The sequence below is a fragment of the Nonomuraea candida genome (assembly GCF_000725485.1).
Classification (GTDB): Bacteria; Actinomycetota; Actinomycetes; order Streptosporangiales; family Streptosporangiaceae; genus Nonomuraea; species Nonomuraea candida.
The window spans coordinates 53243-69631 of record NZ_JOAG01000032.1 but is presented as its reverse complement, the minus strand read 5'-3'; the positions used below and the strand labels follow the sequence as shown (position 1 = coordinate 69631).

At 70.4% G+C, this 16389-nt stretch carries 16 protein-coding genes and 1 pseudogene; 7 read left to right on the top strand and 10 right to left on the bottom strand.

Translation table 11 applies throughout. The features are described from left to right. Nucleotides 1-145 precede the first annotated feature (145 nt). From IO39_RS51110 to IO39_RS54950, 3 genes are all read right to left on the bottom strand, one after another. Complete coding sequence (locus tag IO39_RS51110) at nucleotides 146-793, bottom strand: hypothetical protein (RefSeq protein WP_052423532.1); 648 nt, start codon at nucleotides 791-793, stop codon at nucleotides 146-148. Nucleotide 794: 1 nt separating this feature from the next. Then, nucleotides 795-1010 carry a hypothetical protein gene (locus IO39_RS29500; RefSeq protein WP_043629815.1) on the bottom strand — a complete coding sequence of 72 codons (216 nt, stop codon included), beginning with the start codon at nucleotides 1008-1010 and terminating at the stop codon, nucleotides 795-797. A 156-nt stretch (nucleotides 1011-1166) separates the two neighbouring features. Next, nucleotides 1167-1310: a hypothetical protein gene (locus IO39_RS54950; protein ID WP_157549038.1), complete on the bottom strand. Its 144-nt coding sequence runs from the start codon at nucleotides 1308-1310 to the stop codon at nucleotides 1167-1169. Between the two features lie 343 nt (nucleotides 1311-1653). Between IO39_RS54950 and IO39_RS29495 the strand changes: the two genes are divergently transcribed. Continuing rightward, the gene (locus tag IO39_RS29495; protein ID WP_043629812.1) at nucleotides 1654-2517 is read left to right on the top strand and encodes a helix-turn-helix domain-containing protein; all 864 of its coding nucleotides are present in this window, start codon (nucleotides 1654-1656) and stop codon (nucleotides 2515-2517) included. Nucleotides 2518-2570: 53 nt separating this feature from the next. After that, nucleotides 2571-2798, top strand: a complete 228-nt coding sequence (locus IO39_RS29490; protein WP_043629808.1) for a DUF397 domain-containing protein — start codon at nucleotides 2571-2573, stop codon at nucleotides 2796-2798. 252 nt (nucleotides 2799-3050) lie between these two features. Here the strand turns inward: IO39_RS29490 and IO39_RS29485 are convergent, their stop codons facing one another. Genes IO39_RS29485 through IO39_RS29475 form a run of 3 tightly spaced genes read right to left on the bottom strand, consistent with a single transcriptional unit; the run spans nucleotide 3051 to nucleotide 6371 of the window. Further along, entirely contained in the window at nucleotides 3051-4499 is a 1449-nt protein-coding gene (locus tag IO39_RS29485; protein WP_043629805.1) for a catalase, read from the bottom strand. 22 nt (nucleotides 4500-4521) lie between these two features. Further along, nucleotides 4522-4926 (bottom strand): Fur family transcriptional regulator, encoded by a 405-nt coding sequence (locus IO39_RS29480; RefSeq protein WP_043629802.1) that lies wholly within the window; start codon nucleotides 4924-4926, stop codon nucleotides 4522-4524. Nucleotides 4927-4979: 53 nt separating this feature from the next. Then, a complete protein-coding gene (locus tag IO39_RS29475; RefSeq protein WP_043629799.1) occupies nucleotides 4980-6371 on the bottom strand; it encodes an MFS transporter in 1392 nt (463 codons plus the stop codon). A gap of 138 nt (nucleotides 6372-6509) precedes the next feature. Between IO39_RS29475 and IO39_RS29470 the strand changes: the two genes are divergently transcribed. From IO39_RS29470 to IO39_RS29455, 4 genes are all read left to right on the top strand, one after another. Further along, nucleotides 6510-7343, top strand: coding sequence for a helix-turn-helix transcriptional regulator (locus tag IO39_RS29470; RefSeq protein ID WP_211267214.1), 834 nt, complete (start codon nucleotides 6510-6512; stop codon nucleotides 7341-7343). 85 nt (nucleotides 7344-7428) lie between these two features. After that, nucleotides 7429-8508: a CapA family protein gene (locus IO39_RS29465; RefSeq protein WP_043629793.1), complete on the top strand. Its 1080-nt coding sequence runs from the start codon at nucleotides 7429-7431 to the stop codon at nucleotides 8506-8508. 42 nt (nucleotides 8509-8550) lie between these two features. Then, nucleotides 8551-10362: an SDR family oxidoreductase gene (locus IO39_RS29460; RefSeq protein WP_043629790.1), complete on the top strand. Its 1812-nt coding sequence runs from the start codon at nucleotides 8551-8553 to the stop codon at nucleotides 10360-10362. A 56-nt stretch (nucleotides 10363-10418) separates the two neighbouring features. After that, a complete protein-coding gene (locus tag IO39_RS29455) occupies nucleotides 10419-11060 on the top strand; it encodes a TetR/AcrR family transcriptional regulator (RefSeq protein WP_043629787.1) in 642 nt (213 codons plus the stop codon). An 82-nt stretch (nucleotides 11061-11142) separates the two neighbouring features. Here the strand turns inward: IO39_RS29455 and IO39_RS29450 are convergent, their stop codons facing one another. Further along, nucleotides 11143-11487 carry a hypothetical protein gene (locus IO39_RS29450; protein ID WP_157549036.1) on the bottom strand — a complete coding sequence of 115 codons (345 nt, stop codon included), beginning with the start codon at nucleotides 11485-11487 and terminating at the stop codon, nucleotides 11143-11145. A 172-nt stretch (nucleotides 11488-11659) separates the two neighbouring features. Between IO39_RS29450 and IO39_RS29445 the strand changes: the two genes are divergently transcribed. Further along, entirely contained in the window at nucleotides 11660-12190 is a 531-nt protein-coding gene (locus tag IO39_RS29445; protein WP_245642345.1) for a tetratricopeptide repeat protein, read from the top strand. 271 nt (nucleotides 12191-12461) lie between these two features. Here the strand turns inward: IO39_RS29445 and IO39_RS29440 are convergent, their stop codons facing one another. The 3 genes and pseudogenes from IO39_RS29440 to IO39_RS29430 all read right to left on the bottom strand — a co-directional run. Next, a complete protein-coding gene (locus IO39_RS29440; RefSeq protein WP_043629781.1) occupies nucleotides 12462-13163 on the bottom strand; it encodes a hypothetical protein in 702 nt (233 codons plus the stop codon). A gap of 293 nt (nucleotides 13164-13456) precedes the next feature. Continuing rightward, nucleotides 13457-16030 (bottom strand): ATP-dependent chaperone ClpB, encoded by a 2574-nt coding sequence (gene clpB, locus IO39_RS29435; protein ID WP_043629779.1) that lies wholly within the window; start codon nucleotides 16028-16030, stop codon nucleotides 13457-13459. Between the two features lie 33 nt (nucleotides 16031-16063). Further along, nucleotides 16064-16387, bottom strand: a pseudogene (locus IO39_RS29430) (heat shock protein transcriptional repressor HspR); the annotation flags it as partial. Between the last annotated feature and the right edge of the window lie 2 nt (nucleotides 16388-16389).

The following is a 16389-nucleotide window of genomic DNA, read 5'->3' as shown; positions in this document are numbered from 1 at the left end:
CGGGGGGACTTCCGGCGGCCGGTCTCCGGCGGCGGGCGCAGCGGGCTTCCGGCGCGAGGCTTCCGGTGTCCGGGCATGGGCAAGCCCCGGAGCCCCCGCGGTCTCCGGGGCTTGCGATCCAGGGAATGTCCCGGTTCCCCGGTCTTCAGCCCGCCTGGGGCAGCGCCACCCCGGCGCGCAGATCAGGCGGCTCCTCGAGGTCGGGTCTCACCGAGACCCAGGCCCGCCGGCCGTAGAGGCGGTCCAGCCCGGGGGAGACCGCGCCCGGCGCCTCGTCGCGCCTGACGATCTCCACGATCAGGAACTGGGCGCGCGTGCGGTGCCGGTAGACGTTCACGCCGCGGGCCCAGCAGGCCGCCGCGATCTCCTCGCCGTACGCCTCGAACTCCTCGGCGCTGATGCCGGCCCTGACCAGGATCAGCGCCTTCTCGCCGGTGGTCGTCGGCGTGATCCACAGCACCAGCGGGATGCGGCCGGCCCTGGTGTGCATGGTGGTCTCCAGGCAGACCCGCTGCAGGCGGTGCCGGGAGACCACGCACCAGAAGTGGGCCGTGATCCAGTTGCGGCCGATCCTGGTGGCGGCCGGCACCGAGACGGCGCTGGTCAGCAGGACGAAGGGCATCCACCGGCCCTCCTGCGCGGCCCCCAGCAGGGTCATGACGAACAGCGCCAGCCCGGCCAGCAGCATCAGCTCCGCGCGGGCCCGCCAGAGCCTGACCGGGCCGCCGGCGCGGCCGGCGGCGGGAAGGTCCTCGTTGGCCGGGTAGATCTGGTTGCGCGGATTCCTCGACATGTCAGGACACCTCCTCGGTCACCTTGCTCGGCAGGCGGAGCTGGTCGAAGCGCGGGTCCCGGTAGCGTCGCGAGCCGAATCCCGTCTTGGTCACGGTCCAGCTCATGCGATAGGCGAACTCGTCAGGCTCCACGCAGATGCGGTAGTCGGCCGACGCGACGAGATCCTGGATCCAGGACTTGATTCGCCTGAGCCCCTTGGTACCTTGTGTGTACATAGAAGACCCCTTTCGCGGCATTTAGAGGTGGCTTCTTCGCCGGTCCGACGGCTGATGACCGGTCTCGCCGCAGGGTGGCAGCCCAGATGCGGCAGGTGGTGGTCAGCCTCGGCCCGGCTTTTGTGTGCTCGTACGAGCGACGTCGCGCGATGTGCTTCAGGCGGTGTCGAGATCCTTCCGGCAAGTGGCCTCCCTGGGGTGGAGTTTCGTTTCCGGGACGGCGACGTTGCCGGGGATGCGGCCCTGGAGCGGGCGCGCGAGCGTGACGGGAAGGCTCGCCGTGGTGGGCCGTGTCGTCATCTCCGGCCTCCTCCCCACTGGATGAACCTTCCGCTCTGATCGTCCCCCGTGGCCGTCAATGCTGCAATACATCGAGCAAGGGAAGATTTCCTTTTCTTCGTCCCTTGCTGTGCAACTTGCACGACAAACCTCGCGGGTGGGTTGTGCAGGGGTAAGCTCCCCGATCTCGCGATGGCGTGGAGCTCGTCCTTGCTCCTACGCTCCGCCCATGAAAGCCTTCTGGCAAGGCTGTGCGGCACGGTACATGCAACTTGCAGTGTAAGATTGGACGAACGGCCCAAACGGCCGGGCTCCAAACGGTCCCTTCCGGCTACACCTTCATTCCCGAGAAGGAGTGTGGACGGTGCCATCGCAGCAGGGCAGTCCAACAGTTCGGCGACTCCGGTTGGGCCAGGAGCTACGCCTCCTCAGAGAGCGCAGGAAGCTCACCGGCTCCAAGGTCGCCAAGGACCTCGGCTGGTCCCCCAGCAAGGTGAGCCGCATCGAGGCCGCCAAGACCATGCCCAGCTCGGCCGACATCAAGGCCCTCGCGCAGCTCTACCGCGTGGACGGGGAGAAGCTTGACGAGCTTTTCGGTTTCCTGCGGGATGCGGAGCAGCGTGGGTGGTGGGAGGATTACGAGGACACCCTGCCCGGGGAGTACACAAGATTTCTCGGGCTGGAGGCTGAGGCGACATTCCAGTGCGACTGGGAACCCCAGATCGTGCCTGGCCTGCTGCAGACCGAGGACTACGCCAGGGAAGTGATCCTGGCGACCCGCGGCATCGCCCGCATCACGCACAGCGGTGTCAGGAGCCGGGTCGAAGCCCGCCTCGACAGGCAGCGGCGCGTGCTGCGCCGGCCCGATCCCTGTGCCCTGACCGTGGTCCTCGACGAGTCGGCGCTGATGCGGCGCTTCGGCGAGCCGTCGGTCATGCGCGAGCAGATGGAGCATCTCCTGGAGCTCTCCATGCTGCCGCATGTGAGTGTGCAGGTTCTTACGCTAGATTCGCTCCATCCGGTCAACACCGGCGCGTTCATTCATCTGAAGTTCTCTGGTTTTGATGATGTCGTCTATCTGGAGCAGCTTTACAGCGCCCACTTCGTCGAAGACCTCGAGCTGGTGGCGGGATACGAAGCGGCTTTCGATAACATCCGATCGGAGGCGCTGGACGAGGACGAGTCGCGCGTCCTCATTCAGCGTAAAGCCATGTTGTGGCGACGTTAGCGACAAAACCTCAGAAAGGGGCAACGGTGCCCCTTTAACCATTTGGGGAGCAAATGTACAACCACACTAAGACGGTGGCCTGGCGGAAGAGCAGCTTCTGCAACGGTGCGGCAGCGTGCGTCGAGGTCGCCCCCTTGGCCGACGGCAATGTCGCCTTGCGGGACAGCAAGGAGAAGGACGGTCCCGTGCTGGTCTTCACGCCGGCGGAGTGGGACGCGTTCACGGCCGGGGTGCGTAGTGGCGAGTTCGACCTGGCCGCCGCGCGCGTAGCCGGCGCATAACGCCGGACGGCCCTGGCGGGCGCGACTCGCGGGGCCGTGCACATAACGTGCACATAAAGCGCGGCGCGGCCTTCCGGTGGAAATCCTTTCCCGGCCGCGAACGAGCGGTTCACCGGAAAGCGCCGTTTCCCGGGGAGCCGGATTTCCCGGGCCGACGACCGGAACACGAAACGGCCGGCGTCCCCCGCAAAAGGGGACGCCGGCCGTTGTCGTGCCGTCACCATGACGAGGCTCCGGGGCGCCGCGTCGTGGTCAGGCCAGGCCGAGGCCCTGGGCGACGCGCTGGCCGAGGTCCTTGTGGATGTTGGTCCAGTACTCCACGACTCGCCTCTTCATGTCACCGGTGACCTCGGGGGCCGAGGCGTGACCGACGACGTTGCTCACCAGGTTCGTGCGGTCGGTGTCGGACAGCACGTTCTCCCACAGGGCGCGCGGCTGGCTGTAGTCGTCGTCCTCGGCGTGCAGGGTGTAGGCGGAGCGGATGATCTCGCCGGTGACGTGGTAGTGCTCCCCCTCGTACGGCGACGGGTCGGCGGCGGGGCCGCCGGCCGTGTTCGGGGCGTAGACCGGGTCCTGCGGGTTGCGGAAGGTCATCGGGCCGTCGAAGTTGTAGCTGTGGACGGGGTTGCGCGGCTGGTTGATCGGCAGCTGCAGGTAGTTGGGGCCGATCCGGTAGCGGTGCGCGTCGGGGTAGGAGAACAGCCGGCCCTGGAGCATCTTGTCGGGGGAGGCGCCGATGCCCGGCACCAGGTTCGACGGCTCGAAGCCCGACTGCTCGACCTCGGCGAAGTAGTTGCCGGGGTTGCGGTTGAGGGTGAAGCGGCCGATCGTGATCTCGGGGTAGTCGCCGTGCGGCCACACCTTGGTCAGGTCGAAGGGGTTGAACCGGTAGTCGGCGGCGGCCTCGAACGGCATGATCTGCACGTTGACCGTCCACGACGGATGGTCGCCCCGCTTGATCGCCTCGAACAGGTCGCGGGTGTGGTAGTCGGGGTCGGTGGCCTGCAGGGCCAGGGCCTCGGCGGCGGTGAGGTTCTGGATGCCCTGCTCGGTCTTGAAGTGGTACTTGACCCAGAACTTCTCGCCGGCGGCGTTGTACCACAGGAAGGTGTGCGAGCCGAAGCCGTGCATGTGCCGCCAGGTGGCGGGGGTGCCGCGGTCGGTCATCAGGAAGGTGACCTGGTGCGCCGACTCGGGCGACAGGGTCCAGAAGTCCCACTGCATGTTGTGGTCGTGCAGGTGGTTGTCGGCGCGCCGCTTCTGGCTGTGGATGAAGTCGGAGAACTTGCTGGGGTCGCGGATGAAGAAGATCGGCGTGTTGTTGCCAACGATGTCGTAGTTGCCGTCCTCGGTGTAGAACTTCAGCGCGAAGCCGCGGGGGTCGCGGGCGGTGTCGGCGCTGCCGTTCTCGCCGGCGACGGTGGAGAAGCGCAGGAAGAGCGGGGTCTCGACGCCCTTCTGGAAGAGCTTGGCCTTGGTGAACTGGCTGACGTCCTCCGTGATCTGCAGGATGCCGTGGGCGCCGCCGCCCTTGGCGTGCACGACGCGCTCGGGGACGCGCTCCCGGTTGAAGTGGGCCATCTTCTGGATCAGGTAATGGTCCTGAAGCAGCAGGGGGCCGTTCGGGCCGACGGAGAGCGAGTGGGCGTCGCTCGGCGCGGGGATGCCCGCGTCATCGGTCGTGACAGGCCTGGTCGTCATAGCGCGATCCTCCGAATGATCATCATTGACAGCTCGGGCAGACGCCCCAGAACGTGACGTCGGCCTCGTCCACGGCATAGCCGGCCGCGTCGACGGGCGTGATGCAGGGCGGCTCGCCCTTCACGCAGTCGACGTCGGTGACGGCGCCGCACTTCCGGCACACGAGGTGGTGGTGGTTGTCGCCCACCCGCGCCTCGTAGCGGGCCGGGCTGCCCATGGGCTCGATCTTGCGTACGAGACCGGCCCGGTGCAGCGCGTGCAGCGAGTCGTAGACGGCCTGGAGTGAGACCTGCCCCACGCGGTCACGCACGCCTCGATAGACGTCGTCCACGTCCGGGTGGTCGCCGGCGCGGACCGTTCGCATGATCGCCAGCCGGGCCGCGGTCACCCGCAGGCCGGCCTGACGGAGCAGGTCGTCGTCCCCCATGGCTGCCAGGCTACCCTAAATCTGAATGATTCAAGAAAACGAACTCTCCAACTCTAGGCGGCGATCGGCGCGCGGCGGCGTACCAGGAAGATCGAGCTCAGGCCGGCCAGCACGGCCAGGCCCGCCATGGCGAGGGCGGTCGTCAGCGAGGCCGAGGCCGACGAGGCCGCGCCCTGGTCGAGGGCGATGAACAGGGTGCCCACGGTGGAGACGCCGATGACCTGGCCGAGCTGCATCACGGTGAGCAGCGCGCCGCTGGCGTCGGCCGCGTACGCGTCCTCCACCCGCTCGGTCGCCATGTTCGTCACCGCGACCTGCACGCCGAGGCCCGCGCCGATGAGGGCGCTCATGACCGCGTACGCGAGCCCGCCCCCGGCGGCCAGCCCCAGCCCGATGTAGGCCGGCGCGGCCACCACGTAGCCGAACGGCACCAGCGGCCGCTGCAGCCGCTGCGGCAGGCGCGGCCAGGCGAGCCCGACCAGCCCGAAGGCCAGCGCGCACGGCACCAGCATCATGCCGGAGGCCAGCGGCGACAGGTGCAGGTCGCCCTGGAGGTGCAGGGCGGAGGTGAACAGGAACGCCCCCCACGTGGCGGGGCCGAACAGCAGGACCGCGAGGCCGGGCCGCATGCCGGGCGCGCGCAGCACCCGCGCGTCCACCAGCGGACGGCCGCCCCGCCCGGTCACCCACCGCTCGACGCGCACGAACACCAGGAACGTCACCACGCTCAGCCCCATCGAGATCCAGCCCCACAGGGGCCAGCCGAGGTCGCGGCCGAGCACCAGCGGCACCACGAAGAGCAGCACGGCCGCCGAGAGGGTCACCAGGCCCAGCGGGTCGAGCCCGGCCCGGCCGCCGCCCTCGTCGGCGGGCAGCACCCGCAGCCCGGCCACCAGGAGCAGCGCCCCGACCGGCACCAGCACCAGGAAGACCATCCGCCAGCCCAGGCCGATGCCCAGCAGGATCCCGCCGAGCGCCTGGCCGACCACGATGCCGCCGCTGATCACCAGAGACCACAGGCCGATCGCCCGCCCCCTGGCCGCGCCGTGGTAGTTGCGCTGGATCAGCGTCAGCACCTGCGGCATCATCATCGCGGCCCCGGCGCCCTGCACCAGCCGCGCGGCCACCAGCCAGCCCGTCGTGGGCGCCAGGCCCGCGCCCAGCGTGGTGAGCGTGAAGACCGCCAGGCCGCCCAGGAAGGCGTTGCGGTAGCCGAACAGGTCGCCGACCCTGGCCCCGGTGATCAACAGGACGGCGTAGACAATGGTGTATCCCGCGACGATCATCTGCAGTCCGGCGCCCGAGGAGTGCAGGTCGGCCTCGATGGTCGGGGTGGCCACGTTCACGATGTTGACGTTCAGGATCGCCAGGAACTGCCCCACGAGGATGATCGCCAGGAGCAGGCCGCTGGCCTTGGGAACCGCCTCCTGTGACTGGGTGTTCACAGGAGGGGAGAATGCGGCAGTTTGCGACATGGTGGCCAGTCTGCCGCAGGGTCAGTACCAGTAACGAGAGCCTCTTTATACTGGTATTGAGGGTAACTGGTTAATGTCGCCTTGTGCCCCCATAGTGGAGGAATGACGGTGGCAGAGGCAAGGCGTACCGACCTGTCGGCGTTCCTGCGTACCCGCCGGGAGCGGATCACGCCGGAGATGGTGGACCTCGCGCCCGGCCCGCGCAGGCGGACCCCGGGGCTGCGCCGCGAGGAGGTCGCGCAGCTCGCGGGCGTGGGCGTGACCTGGTACACGTGGCTGGAGCAGGGCCGCCCGATCAACGCCAGCACGCAGGTGCTCGACGCGATCGCGCGCACGCTCAAGCTGGACAGCGCCGAGCGGCACCACCTCTACCGGCTGGCCGGGCAGATCGCCGACCCGGTGCCGGCGGACTCGGGTCAGGTGACGCCCGAGATGCGGGAGATCCTCGACCGGCTCGGCGAGATGCCCGCCTGCGTGGCCAACAGCCGGTGCGACGCGCTGGCCTGGAACGACGCGTACGCGGCGCTCTTCCCCGAGCTGGTCGGCGCGCCCGAGGGGGAGCGCAACTCCCTCTGGCACACCTGCCTGAACCGCACGCCCACCACCCGGCTGATGGAGCGTGACCAGGAGCTGGCGCGGATGGTGGCCGTCTTCAGGGGCGCCTACAGCCGCCACGCGGACTCCCCCTGCTGGCAGGACTTCATCCGCAGGCTCAGCGCGGAGAGCGCCGAGTTCGCCCGGTTGTGGGCCCGCCAGGACGTGGCGGACCCGGGGCCGCGGGTCAAGGGGTTCGAGCACGTGGAGCACGGGGTGCTGCGCTTCAGCACGACGAGCCTGACGGCCGTGCCGGAGATCCGGCTGATCGTCTACACGCCCATCGACGACCGGACCCGTCGTGTGATGTCCACTTTGGTGAGTGATCGGGGGGTCCGCTCGCGTTGATGGGCAGCCGGGGGGCTGCACGGTAATACGACCTGCATGGCATGCTCAATCTCTGTAAAACAGGATTCGAGCGGAAGTGCGGCATATGAGACTCCCCCGTGCCCTCCCGATGATCGCCGTCGTCGCATCCCTGGTCGCGTGCTCGTCGGCGGCGTCGGAGACGGAGCCTCAGCGCGAGCAGCAGGCCCGTCGGCAGGCGAGCGCCGAGCCGTCGAAGAAGCCGACGCCCGAGCGGCGGCCGTTCACGATCGCCTTCGGCGGGGACGTGCACTTCGAGGGGATGCTGCGCGGGCGGCTGGCCAACCCGCGCACGGCGCTCGGGCCCATCGCCGGCGTGCTGCGCAAGGCCGACCTCGCGATGGTGAACCTGGAGACGGCCATCACCACGGGCGGCACGCCCGCGCCGGGCAAGCAGTTCACGTTCCGGGCGCCGGCCAGCGCGCTGACCGCGCTGAAGGGGGCCGGGGTGGACGTCGCCTCCATGGCCAACAACCACGGCATGGACTACATGGAGACCGGCCTGGCCGACTCGCTGGCGGCGGCCAGGCGGGCCAAGTTCCCCGTGGTGGGGATCGGGGAGAACGCGGCGCAGGCGTACCGGCCCTTCCGCAAGACGGTGAACGGCAACCGGGTGGCCATCATCGGCGCCACCCAGGTGCTGGACGCCGAGTTCATCTCGGCCTGGACGGCCACCGCCGACAAGGGCGGGCTGGCCTCGGCGAAGAACGAGCCGGCCCTGCTGCGCGCGGTACGGCAGGCGCGCAAGAACTCCGACACCGTGATCGTCCACCTGCACTGGGGCACCGAGCTGCAGAAGTGCCCCAACGAGGCGCAGCGCTCACTGGCGCCCAAGCTGGTCGAGGCCGGGGCCGACGTGGTGGTCGGCGGGCACGCGCACATCCTGCTCGGCGGCGGCTACCTCGACAACGCCTACGTCCATTACGGCATGGGCAACTTCGTCTTCTACAACTCCACGCCGAACACCACCGGCCGCACCGGCGTGCTCACGCTGACGATCAACGGCCGCAAGATCCTCAAGGACGCCTGGACCCCGGCCACCATCCAGGGCGGCGTGCCGATCCCGATGACGGGCTCCGCGCGGACCCAGGCGGTGGCCGACTTCAAGGCGCTGCGCGCCTGCACGGGGCTGGCCGCCCGGCCCTGAACGATCTATCCTACTGGACAACTCGTCCAATAGGAGGTCGCCATGCGGTGGGTCGAGTCCGGTGACGTGCGGCTGGCGGTCTTCGAGGAAGGCGACCCCGGCAGGCCGGCCGTGCTGCTCCTGCACGGCTATCCCGACACGCACCGCGTCTGGGACGAGGTGGCCGCGCTGCTGCGCGACCGGTTCCACGTGGTGCGCTACGACGTGCGCGGGGCGGGCGAGTCGAGCGTCCCGCGAGACCGGCGCGACTACGGCCTCGACCGGCTGATGGACGACCTGGTCGCCGTGCTCGACGCCGTGGGCCTGCGCCGGGCGCACCTGGTCGGGCACGACTGGGGCTCGATGCAGGGCTGGGAGGCGCTCGGCAGGCAGGAGACGCGCGACCGGCTGGCCTCGTTCACCGGCCTCGGCGGTCCCGGGCCGCGCCAGGCGGGGCACTTCATGCGGCACGGGCGGTGGCGCGACGTCATGGCGCAGCGGATCAGGGCCTGGCACATCGGGGCGTTCCAGCTTCCCGTGCTGCCCGAGCTGGCCTGGCGCACGGTGCTGCCGGGGATCGTACGCCGTGCGCTGCGGCGCGAGGGCGTCGTGCCCCGCCCCGGGCATCCGGCGGGCACCCTGGGCCGGGACGGGCGCAACGGCTTGTGGCTTTACCGGCGCAACCTGGCGGGCCTGCTGCGCGGGCGCGACGGGCGGCGGCGCGGCGCCGGAGGCGGGCGCGACGGGTCGCGGCGGGACCGGCCGGGTGGCGCGGGCGTACCGGGCGGGGATGAGTCTGATCCGCGGGTGCCCGATGTGCCGGTGCAGGTCGTGGAGGCGACGCGGGACGCGTACGTCACGCCGGCGTTGTCGGCGGAGCTGGGGCGGTGGGCGCCCCGGCTCTGGCGGCGCAGGATCGCGGCCGGGCACTGGGTGCACCGGAGCAGGCCCGAGGCGGTGGCCGGAATGATCGCCGAGTTCGTCGAGCACGTCGAGGGCGCGCCCGAGAGCCGGGGGCTGCGGCGGGCGCGCGCCTACGGGCGGGCCGGCGGGGGACCCGGTGGGGCGTTCGGCGGGCGGTTGGTGGTGGTGACCGGGGCGGGGTCGGGGATCGGGCGGGCGACCGCGCGGGCGTTCGCGGCGCATGGGGCAGAAGTGATTTGCGCAGATATAGCGTTTGATGCTGCGAAAAGAGCCGCCGAGGCGATCGAGAGGGAGCTCGGCGGTACGGCCTGGGGGATGCGGGTCGATGTGGCGGATGCCCAGGAGATGGAAGATTTTTCGCAAAATATCATCTCCGAATATGGCGTGCCGGACATTGTGGTGAACAATGCGGGGATCGTGGTCGCCGGTGGGGTCCTCGACCACAGCCTCGACGACTGGCGCAGGACCCTCGACGTCAACCTCTGGGGCGTCATCCACGGCTGCCGCCTCTTCGGCGCGGCCATGGCCGAGCGCGGCGAAGGCGGGCACATCGTCAACGTCGCCTCCCTGGCCGCGTTCGCGCCCTCCAGGGCGCTGCCCGCGTACTCGGTGTCCAAGGCCGCCGTGAAGATGCTCAGCGACTGTCTCAGGGCCGAGCTGGCGGGGCGGGGCATCGGGGTCAGCGCCATCTGCCCGGGGTTCGTCTCCACGGGCATCGCGGGCAACGCCGCGTACACCGACGAGGGGCTGCGCGACGCGGCCGTCAGGGCGCTGGCGCGGCGCGGATATCCACCCGAGCGCGTGGCCGCGCACATTCTGCGGGCCGTGCACAGAAATCAGGCCGTCGTCCCGGTCAATCTGGAGGGGAAAATCGGGTATGCCCTATCGCGTATATCGCCCCGCATCATGCGCGGGCTGGCCAGGTTGAGCGCACCTCCGGGAAATCCGTAAATTGGCGGGTAATGATCGCCCATACAGGAGAAGATGAATCCGTGTCTTCGCCGCAAATGGACGACGAGTGCGTCCACCCCAAAGCCCTCAGGCGGCAGCCCGCGCAGCGCCGCAGCGCCCGGCGGGTCGAGCGCATGCTCGACGCGTGCGCCGAACTCCTCGACGAGGCCGGCTACGAGGCCCTGTCCACCACCCGCATAGCCGAGCGGGCGGGCGTGGCGATCGGCTCGGTCTACCAGTTCTTCCCCGACAAGCGGGCCATCACCCAGGAGCTCACCCGGCGCAACGTCGAGGAGTTCGTCCGCAGGGTCGACCGCACGTTCCTGGAGGAGGAATACCGCGGCTGGTGGGAGGCCGTGGACGCGATCATCGACATCTACGTCGACATGCACAGGACGGTGGCCGGGTTCAAGAGCCTGCACTTCGGCGACGCCGTCGACCTCAACCTGCTCGACTCCGACTCCGACAACAACACCGTCATCGCCGGACGGCTGCGCGGGCTGTTGCTGAAGGAGTTCGGCCTGGCCGACAGCCCCGAGCTCGACCTGGCCGTGCTCGTGGCCGTCGAGGCGGGCGACGCGGTGCTGAAGCTGGCCTTCCGCCGCGACCCCGAGGGCCGGCCTGAGATGATCGACGCCGCCAAGCAGCTCATCAGAGGCTTCCTGGCCCGCCAGCTCAGATCCTGGTCCCCGCGCTGACACCCTGGATCCCCGCGCTCAGGGCCTGATCCCCGCGCTGGAGCGGGCTCCAGGGCCGGGCCGGCGCGCGGTGTGGTGCCGGTCAGTGGCCGCCGGGCTCTTCCAGGGCCTTCGACGGGACGGCCGGCCAGGCGGGCACGTCGCCGAGCCACCGCCTGTCGTGCGCGCGCTCCCCGAGCGCCGTCGCGGGCACCTGCTGCAACCGCGGCGGCAGCGGCGCGCCGGGCGTGCGCAGGCAGGGCGCGGGATATGAGATCGGGCGCGCGTCCCTGGCCTCCCGGACCCGCAGCCGCGCCTCCAGCGCCCGCAGGTTGCGCTCGGCGGCTTCGATGGACTCCATCCGGGCCGACAGATAGCCGGCGACACCGGGGACGAGGGCCGACAACACGACGGCACAGGCCAGCATGAAGGTCAGCTGCTTGGACATGGCCATCACAGTCCCTCCGCTCGCGTGGCGGCAAAGTGACTGGTGTATGCCCCGTGACCTGCCCGGACACGCGTACTGTGCAGATCTTTGCACAAGCCGTGACCGAAACTGCGCAAGACCGGCGATGGCAATTGACCGGACGGAGAACGGGGCGGCTCGGTAGTCTCGCGGTGTGGCGCATGTGACCCGTGAGCACCTTGATCATCTGCTCGAGCAGGCCCTGCTGGCCGACGACCACAGTTCCTTGGCCAGTCGGCTGTACGACGTCGCGCTCGACTACTCCTCCGGAGACGTGTCCAGGGCATCGATCCTGGTCCTGGCCGCCGAGGAGTGGCGGGCGGCGGGCCAGCCCGCCCGTGCGATGGAGTGTTTCCAGCGCGCGGTCGAGGACGGCGGCGAGGCGGGCTTCGACCCGCGTGCAGGCATTGCCGACACCCTCTTCGAGCTCGACAGGCCCGATGAGGCCAGGGAGGTCATCGAGACGATACGCGCGGAGGGGAACGTCTCCACGGCGACCGCTCACACGATCGCCGAGACCCTGGTCGCCTACGGAGACCTCCAAGGAGGGCTCGAATGGGCGACTCAGGCCGCCCTGCGGTGTGACGAGAACGACCCGGAGCAGGTGGCGCTGCTGCGCACCCGCTATCGCATCAGGGTCGATCTCGGTCTCCCCGAGGACGAGCTGGACGAGCTGGTCTCCTGACGACCGCCGCCGGCACCGGGCCCGCCCGCCCCACGGCGGGCAGGGCCCGCTGAGCCATGCCCGGACGTGCCCGTGGGCGGCCCTGTCTCGTGCCCGGGGGCGTGGCCCGTGGTCGCCCCGTTCCGTGCCCGCCGGACCGGTCCCGCGCCACGTCCTGAGCGGGCACGGGTTCCGGGTGGTCAGGGCGCGAGGGGCCGCGGCCGGGCGACCGCGGCCCCTCGCCTGAGGGAGGCCGGGCGCGGCAGGCACGGTCCACGCCCGGCGAGGTGGCTCAGTCGAGTCCGAGATCCGGCAGCAGGCCGCCGCCCAGGCCACCGCCGCCCATGGCCTCGCCGCCGGGCAGGACCGAGCTGCCCTTGACGGCCTCGGCCACCTTGGGCAGCAGCTCGCTCAGGACCTTTTCGCCGATCTCCTGGACCGGCTGCTGGACGTCCAGCGGCGAGCCGATGCCGTGGCCGGCGATGTTGCCCTCGTAGGGGGGCCGGTCGGCGGCGGACTTGCCCGGCTCGGCGCTCTCGTACCGGGGCTGGGGGAGCCGCGGCGTCTGCGGCAGGATGGGCAGCGCGGGCAGGGTGGGGAGCATGGGCATGGCCGACATGGTGTTCAGATCCGCCATCCCGACCGGCGCCGGCAGCATGGGGAGCACCGCGGGCGACGCCGCGGTCAGCGAGGGCATGTGCCAGGTGGCCGCCACGCCGCCCAGGTCGGCCATGCCCATCACGTCCTTGACCGTCGCCAGGCCGGTCAGCCCGAGCTGCCTGGCCAGTCGCCCGGCCTCCATGGCCAGTCGGTTGGCCTCTTCGGCGATCATGCGGCTGCCGCCGGTGTTGTCGCTCAGGCGCAGCTCGCCGGGCGTGTCGCAGTAGCTGGTTTGCAGGGCGGGAGTCAGGAGACCCGGATCGAGGTCGGAGCAGGTCTCGGCGGTCGAGGAGCTCGCGAACAGCCAGCTGACACCCGCGGTCAGAGCGGCCACCGCAATCGTGCTCCGGATCCTCTGGAATGACACTGATCGTCCCCCCGATCGATTTCGGTGATCTGACGAACGCCGAAGGTAGTCGCGTGAGGGGGCGGGCGCTGGCTCCTTGTCCGAAGGCTGGCGCGAACCTTACCGACTGCGCGGCCCGATGACCGTGGCATGACACGCCGGAGCCCGGAGATCGCCTCGATCTCCGGGCTCAGAAGCACGCCTCTGCCGGTCGCGCCCGGGGCCGACCTGCCTGGGCCGGATGGCCGGACCAGGGCCGGGCCGGTCGCGCCCGGGTCGGGTCAGGCCGCGCGCTTGACGAGGAGCTCGTCGTCGCCCAGCTCGACCAGGACCTTGTCGCCGTCGGCGACCTCGCCCGACAGCACCGACTTGGCCAGCTTGTCGCCGATGGCGGACTGGACCAGGCGGCGCAGCGGACGGGCGCCGTACAGCGGGTCGTAGCCCGTCAGGGCCAGCCACTCGCGGGCCGCCGGCGTGACCTCCAGCGTCAGCCTGCGGTCGGCCAGGCGCCGGGCCAGGCGATCGACCTGGAGGTCGACGATCTGCGACAGCTCCTCAGTGCCGAGCGCGTCGAAGAGGATCACGTCGTCGAGCCGGTTGAGGAACTCCGGCTTGAACGAGCTGCGCACCAGCCCCATGACCGCCTCGCGCTTGGCGCCGTTCTCCAGCTTGGGATCGACGAGGAACTGCGAGCCGATGTTGGAGGTCAGGATGAGGATCGTGTTGCGGAAGTCGACCGTGCGGCCCTGGCCGTCGGTCAGCCGCCCGTCGTCGAGCACCTGCAGCAGGATGTCGAACACCTCGGGGTGGGCCTTCTCGACCTCGTCGAGCAGCACCACGGTGTACGGGCGCCGCCGCACGGCCTCGGTGAGCTGGCCGCCCTCCTCGTAGCCGACGTAGCCGGGAGGCGCGCCGACCAGCCGGGCCACGCTGTGCTTCTCGGAGTATTCGCTCATGTCGATGCGGGTCATCGCCCGCTCGTCGTCGAACAGGAACTCCGCCAGCGCCTTGGCCAGCTCGGTCTTGCCCACCCCGGTCGGCCCGAGGAACAGGAACGAGCCCGTCGGCCGGTCGGGGTCGGCGATGCCGGCCCGGCTGCGGCGCACGGCGTCGGAGACGGCCTGCACGGCCTGCCGCTGCCCGATGAGGCGCCGGCCCAGCTCGTCCTCCATGCGCAGCAGCTTGGCCGTCTCGGCCTCCAGCAGCCGCCCGGCGGGGATGCCGGTCCAGGACGAGATCACCTCGGCGATGTCGTCGGCCCCGACCTCCTCCTTGACCATGGCGTTCTCCGGCGGCGCGGCCTCGGAGGCGGCCTTGAGCGCCTGCTCCAGCCGGGGCACCTCGGCATACATGAGCCGGGAGGCGGCCTCGAAGTCGCCGTCGCGCTGGGCCCGCTCGGCCGCGCCGCGCGCCTCGTCGAGCTGTTTCTTCAGCTCACCGACCTTGTTGAGCCCGGCCTTCTCGTGCTCCCAGCGGCCGACGAGCGCGTTGAGCTCCTCCTGGCGGTCGGCCAGCTCCTGGCGCAGGCGTTCGAGCCGCTGGACCGACGCCTCGTCGGTCTCCTTCGACAGGGCCAGCTCCTCCATCTTCATCCGGTCGACGTTGCGCTGGAGCTGGTCGATCTCCACCGGACGGGAGTCGATCTCCATGCGCAGCCGCGAGGCGGCCTCGTCGACCAGGTCGATGGCCTTGTCGGGGAGGAAGCGGCTGGTGATGTAGCGGTCGGACAGGGCGGCGGCGGCCACCAGCGCGCTGTCGGCGATCTGGACCTGGTGGTGGGCCTCGTAGCGGCCCTTGAGCCCGCGCAGGATCGCGATCGTGTCCTCGACGGACGGCTCGCCCACGTAGACCTGCTGGAAGCGGCGCTCCAGCGCCGGGTCCTTCTCGATGCGCTCGCGGTATTCGTCGAGCGTGGTCGCGCCGATCATGCGCAGCTCGCCGCGGGCCAGCATGGGCTTGAGCATGTTGCCGGCGTCCATCGAGCCCTCGGCGGCCCCCGCGCCGACGACGGTGTGCAACTCGTCGATGAACGTGACGATCTGCCCGTTGCTCTCCTTGATCTCGGAGAGCACGGCCTTGAGCCGCTCCTCGAACTCGCCGCGGTATTTCGCGCCGGCCACCATCGCGCCCAGGTCGAGCGAGATGAGCCGCTTGTTGCGCAGCGACTCGGGCACGTCGCCGGCCACGATGCGCTGGGCCAGGCCCTCGACGACCGCGGTCTTGCCGACGCCGGGCTCGCCGATGAGCACCGGGTTGTTCTTGGTGCGGCGGCTGAGGACCTGGACCACGCGGCGGATCTCGGAGTCACGGCCGATCACCGGGTCGAGCTTGCCGCCGCGGGCCCGCTCGGTCAGGTCGACGCCGTATTTCTCCAGCGCCTGGTAGGTGTCCTCAGGGGTCTCGCTGGTGACGCGGGCGTTGCCGCGTACTTTCTCGAACGCGTCGAGCAGCGCCTGCGGCGTGGCGCCCTGGGACCTGAGCAGCTCGGCCGTCTGCCCCCCGTCGGCGGCCAGGCCGACCAGCAGGTGCTCGGTCGAGACGTAGAGGTCTTCGAGGCGGTTGGCGTGCTGGGCGGCGGTGTTCATCACCGTCAGGAGCTGGCGCGAGCTCGACGGCGCCCCCACCGTCGCGCCCTGCGCCTTCGGCAGCGCCGCGAGCTGCTCCTCCGTGCGCGTACGCAGCGTGCGCCAGTCGGCGCCGACGGCCTCGAGCAGCGGCACGGCGGTGCCGCCCGTCTGGGAGAGCAGAGTGGTCATCAGGTGAGCCGGGGAGATCTCCGGGTTGCCCTCGGCGGCGGCGCGCCTCATGGCGCCCGCGAGCGCTTCCTGGCTCTTCTGGGTGAGCTTGTAGTCCATGTCTTTCTAGGCCCCCGGTGGCAGCTCGTAGCGGATCAGCGCTCTGACCATCCGCATCTCGGCGCGCAGGCGGTGAACCTCCTCACGCAGCCGCAGAGCTTCGTTCTCGAGCTCGAGAATCCGCTTGATCCCCGCGAGGTTGATGCCCTCCTCCTGGGAGAGCCGCTGCACCTCGCGGAGCTGGATGATGTCTCTCGTGGAGTAGAGGCGGCCGCGCCCCGCCGTGCGGCCAGGACTGACCAGCCCGAGCCGGTCGTACTGGCGCAACGTCTGCGGGTGGAGCCCCGACAGCTGCGCGGCCACCGAGATCACATAGACAGGGGTGTCGTCTGAGAGGTCGAAATAGTTGGCGTCCATCG

Excerpts from the sequence above, each read along its gene's own strand:
- IO39_RS51110 (WP_052423532.1), bottom strand. The coding sequence starts at position 793 with ATGTCGAGGAATCCGCGCAACCAGATCTACCCGGCCAACGAGGACCTT.
- IO39_RS29500 (WP_043629815.1), bottom strand. The coding sequence starts at position 1,010 with ATGTACACACAAGGTACCAAGGGGCTCAGGCGAATCAAGTCCTGGATC.
- IO39_RS54950 (WP_157549038.1), bottom strand. The coding sequence starts at position 1,310 with ATGACGACACGGCCCACCACGGCGAGCCTTCCCGTCACGCTCGCGCGC.
- IO39_RS29490 (WP_043629808.1), top strand. The coding sequence starts at position 2,571 with ATGTACAACCACACTAAGACGGTGGCCTGGCGGAAGAGCAGCTTCTGC.
- IO39_RS29485 (WP_043629805.1), bottom strand. The coding sequence starts at position 4,499 with ATGACGACCAGGCCTGTCACGACCGATGACGCGGGCATCCCCGCGCCG.
- IO39_RS29480 (WP_043629802.1), bottom strand. The coding sequence starts at position 4,926 with ATGGGGGACGACGACCTGCTCCGTCAGGCCGGCCTGCGGGTGACCGCG.
- IO39_RS29465 (WP_043629793.1), top strand. The coding sequence starts at position 7,429 with ATGAGACTCCCCCGTGCCCTCCCGATGATCGCCGTCGTCGCATCCCTG.
- IO39_RS29460 (WP_043629790.1), top strand. The coding sequence starts at position 8,551 with ATGCGGTGGGTCGAGTCCGGTGACGTGCGGCTGGCGGTCTTCGAGGAA.
- IO39_RS29455 (WP_043629787.1), top strand. The coding sequence starts at position 10,419 with ATGGACGACGAGTGCGTCCACCCCAAAGCCCTCAGGCGGCAGCCCGCG.
- IO39_RS29450 (WP_157549036.1), bottom strand. The coding sequence starts at position 11,487 with ATGTCCAAGCAGCTGACCTTCATGCTGGCCTGTGCCGTCGTGTTGTCG.
- clpB (WP_043629779.1), bottom strand. The coding sequence starts at position 16,030 with ATGGACTACAAGCTCACCCAGAAGAGCCAGGAAGCGCTCGCGGGCGCC.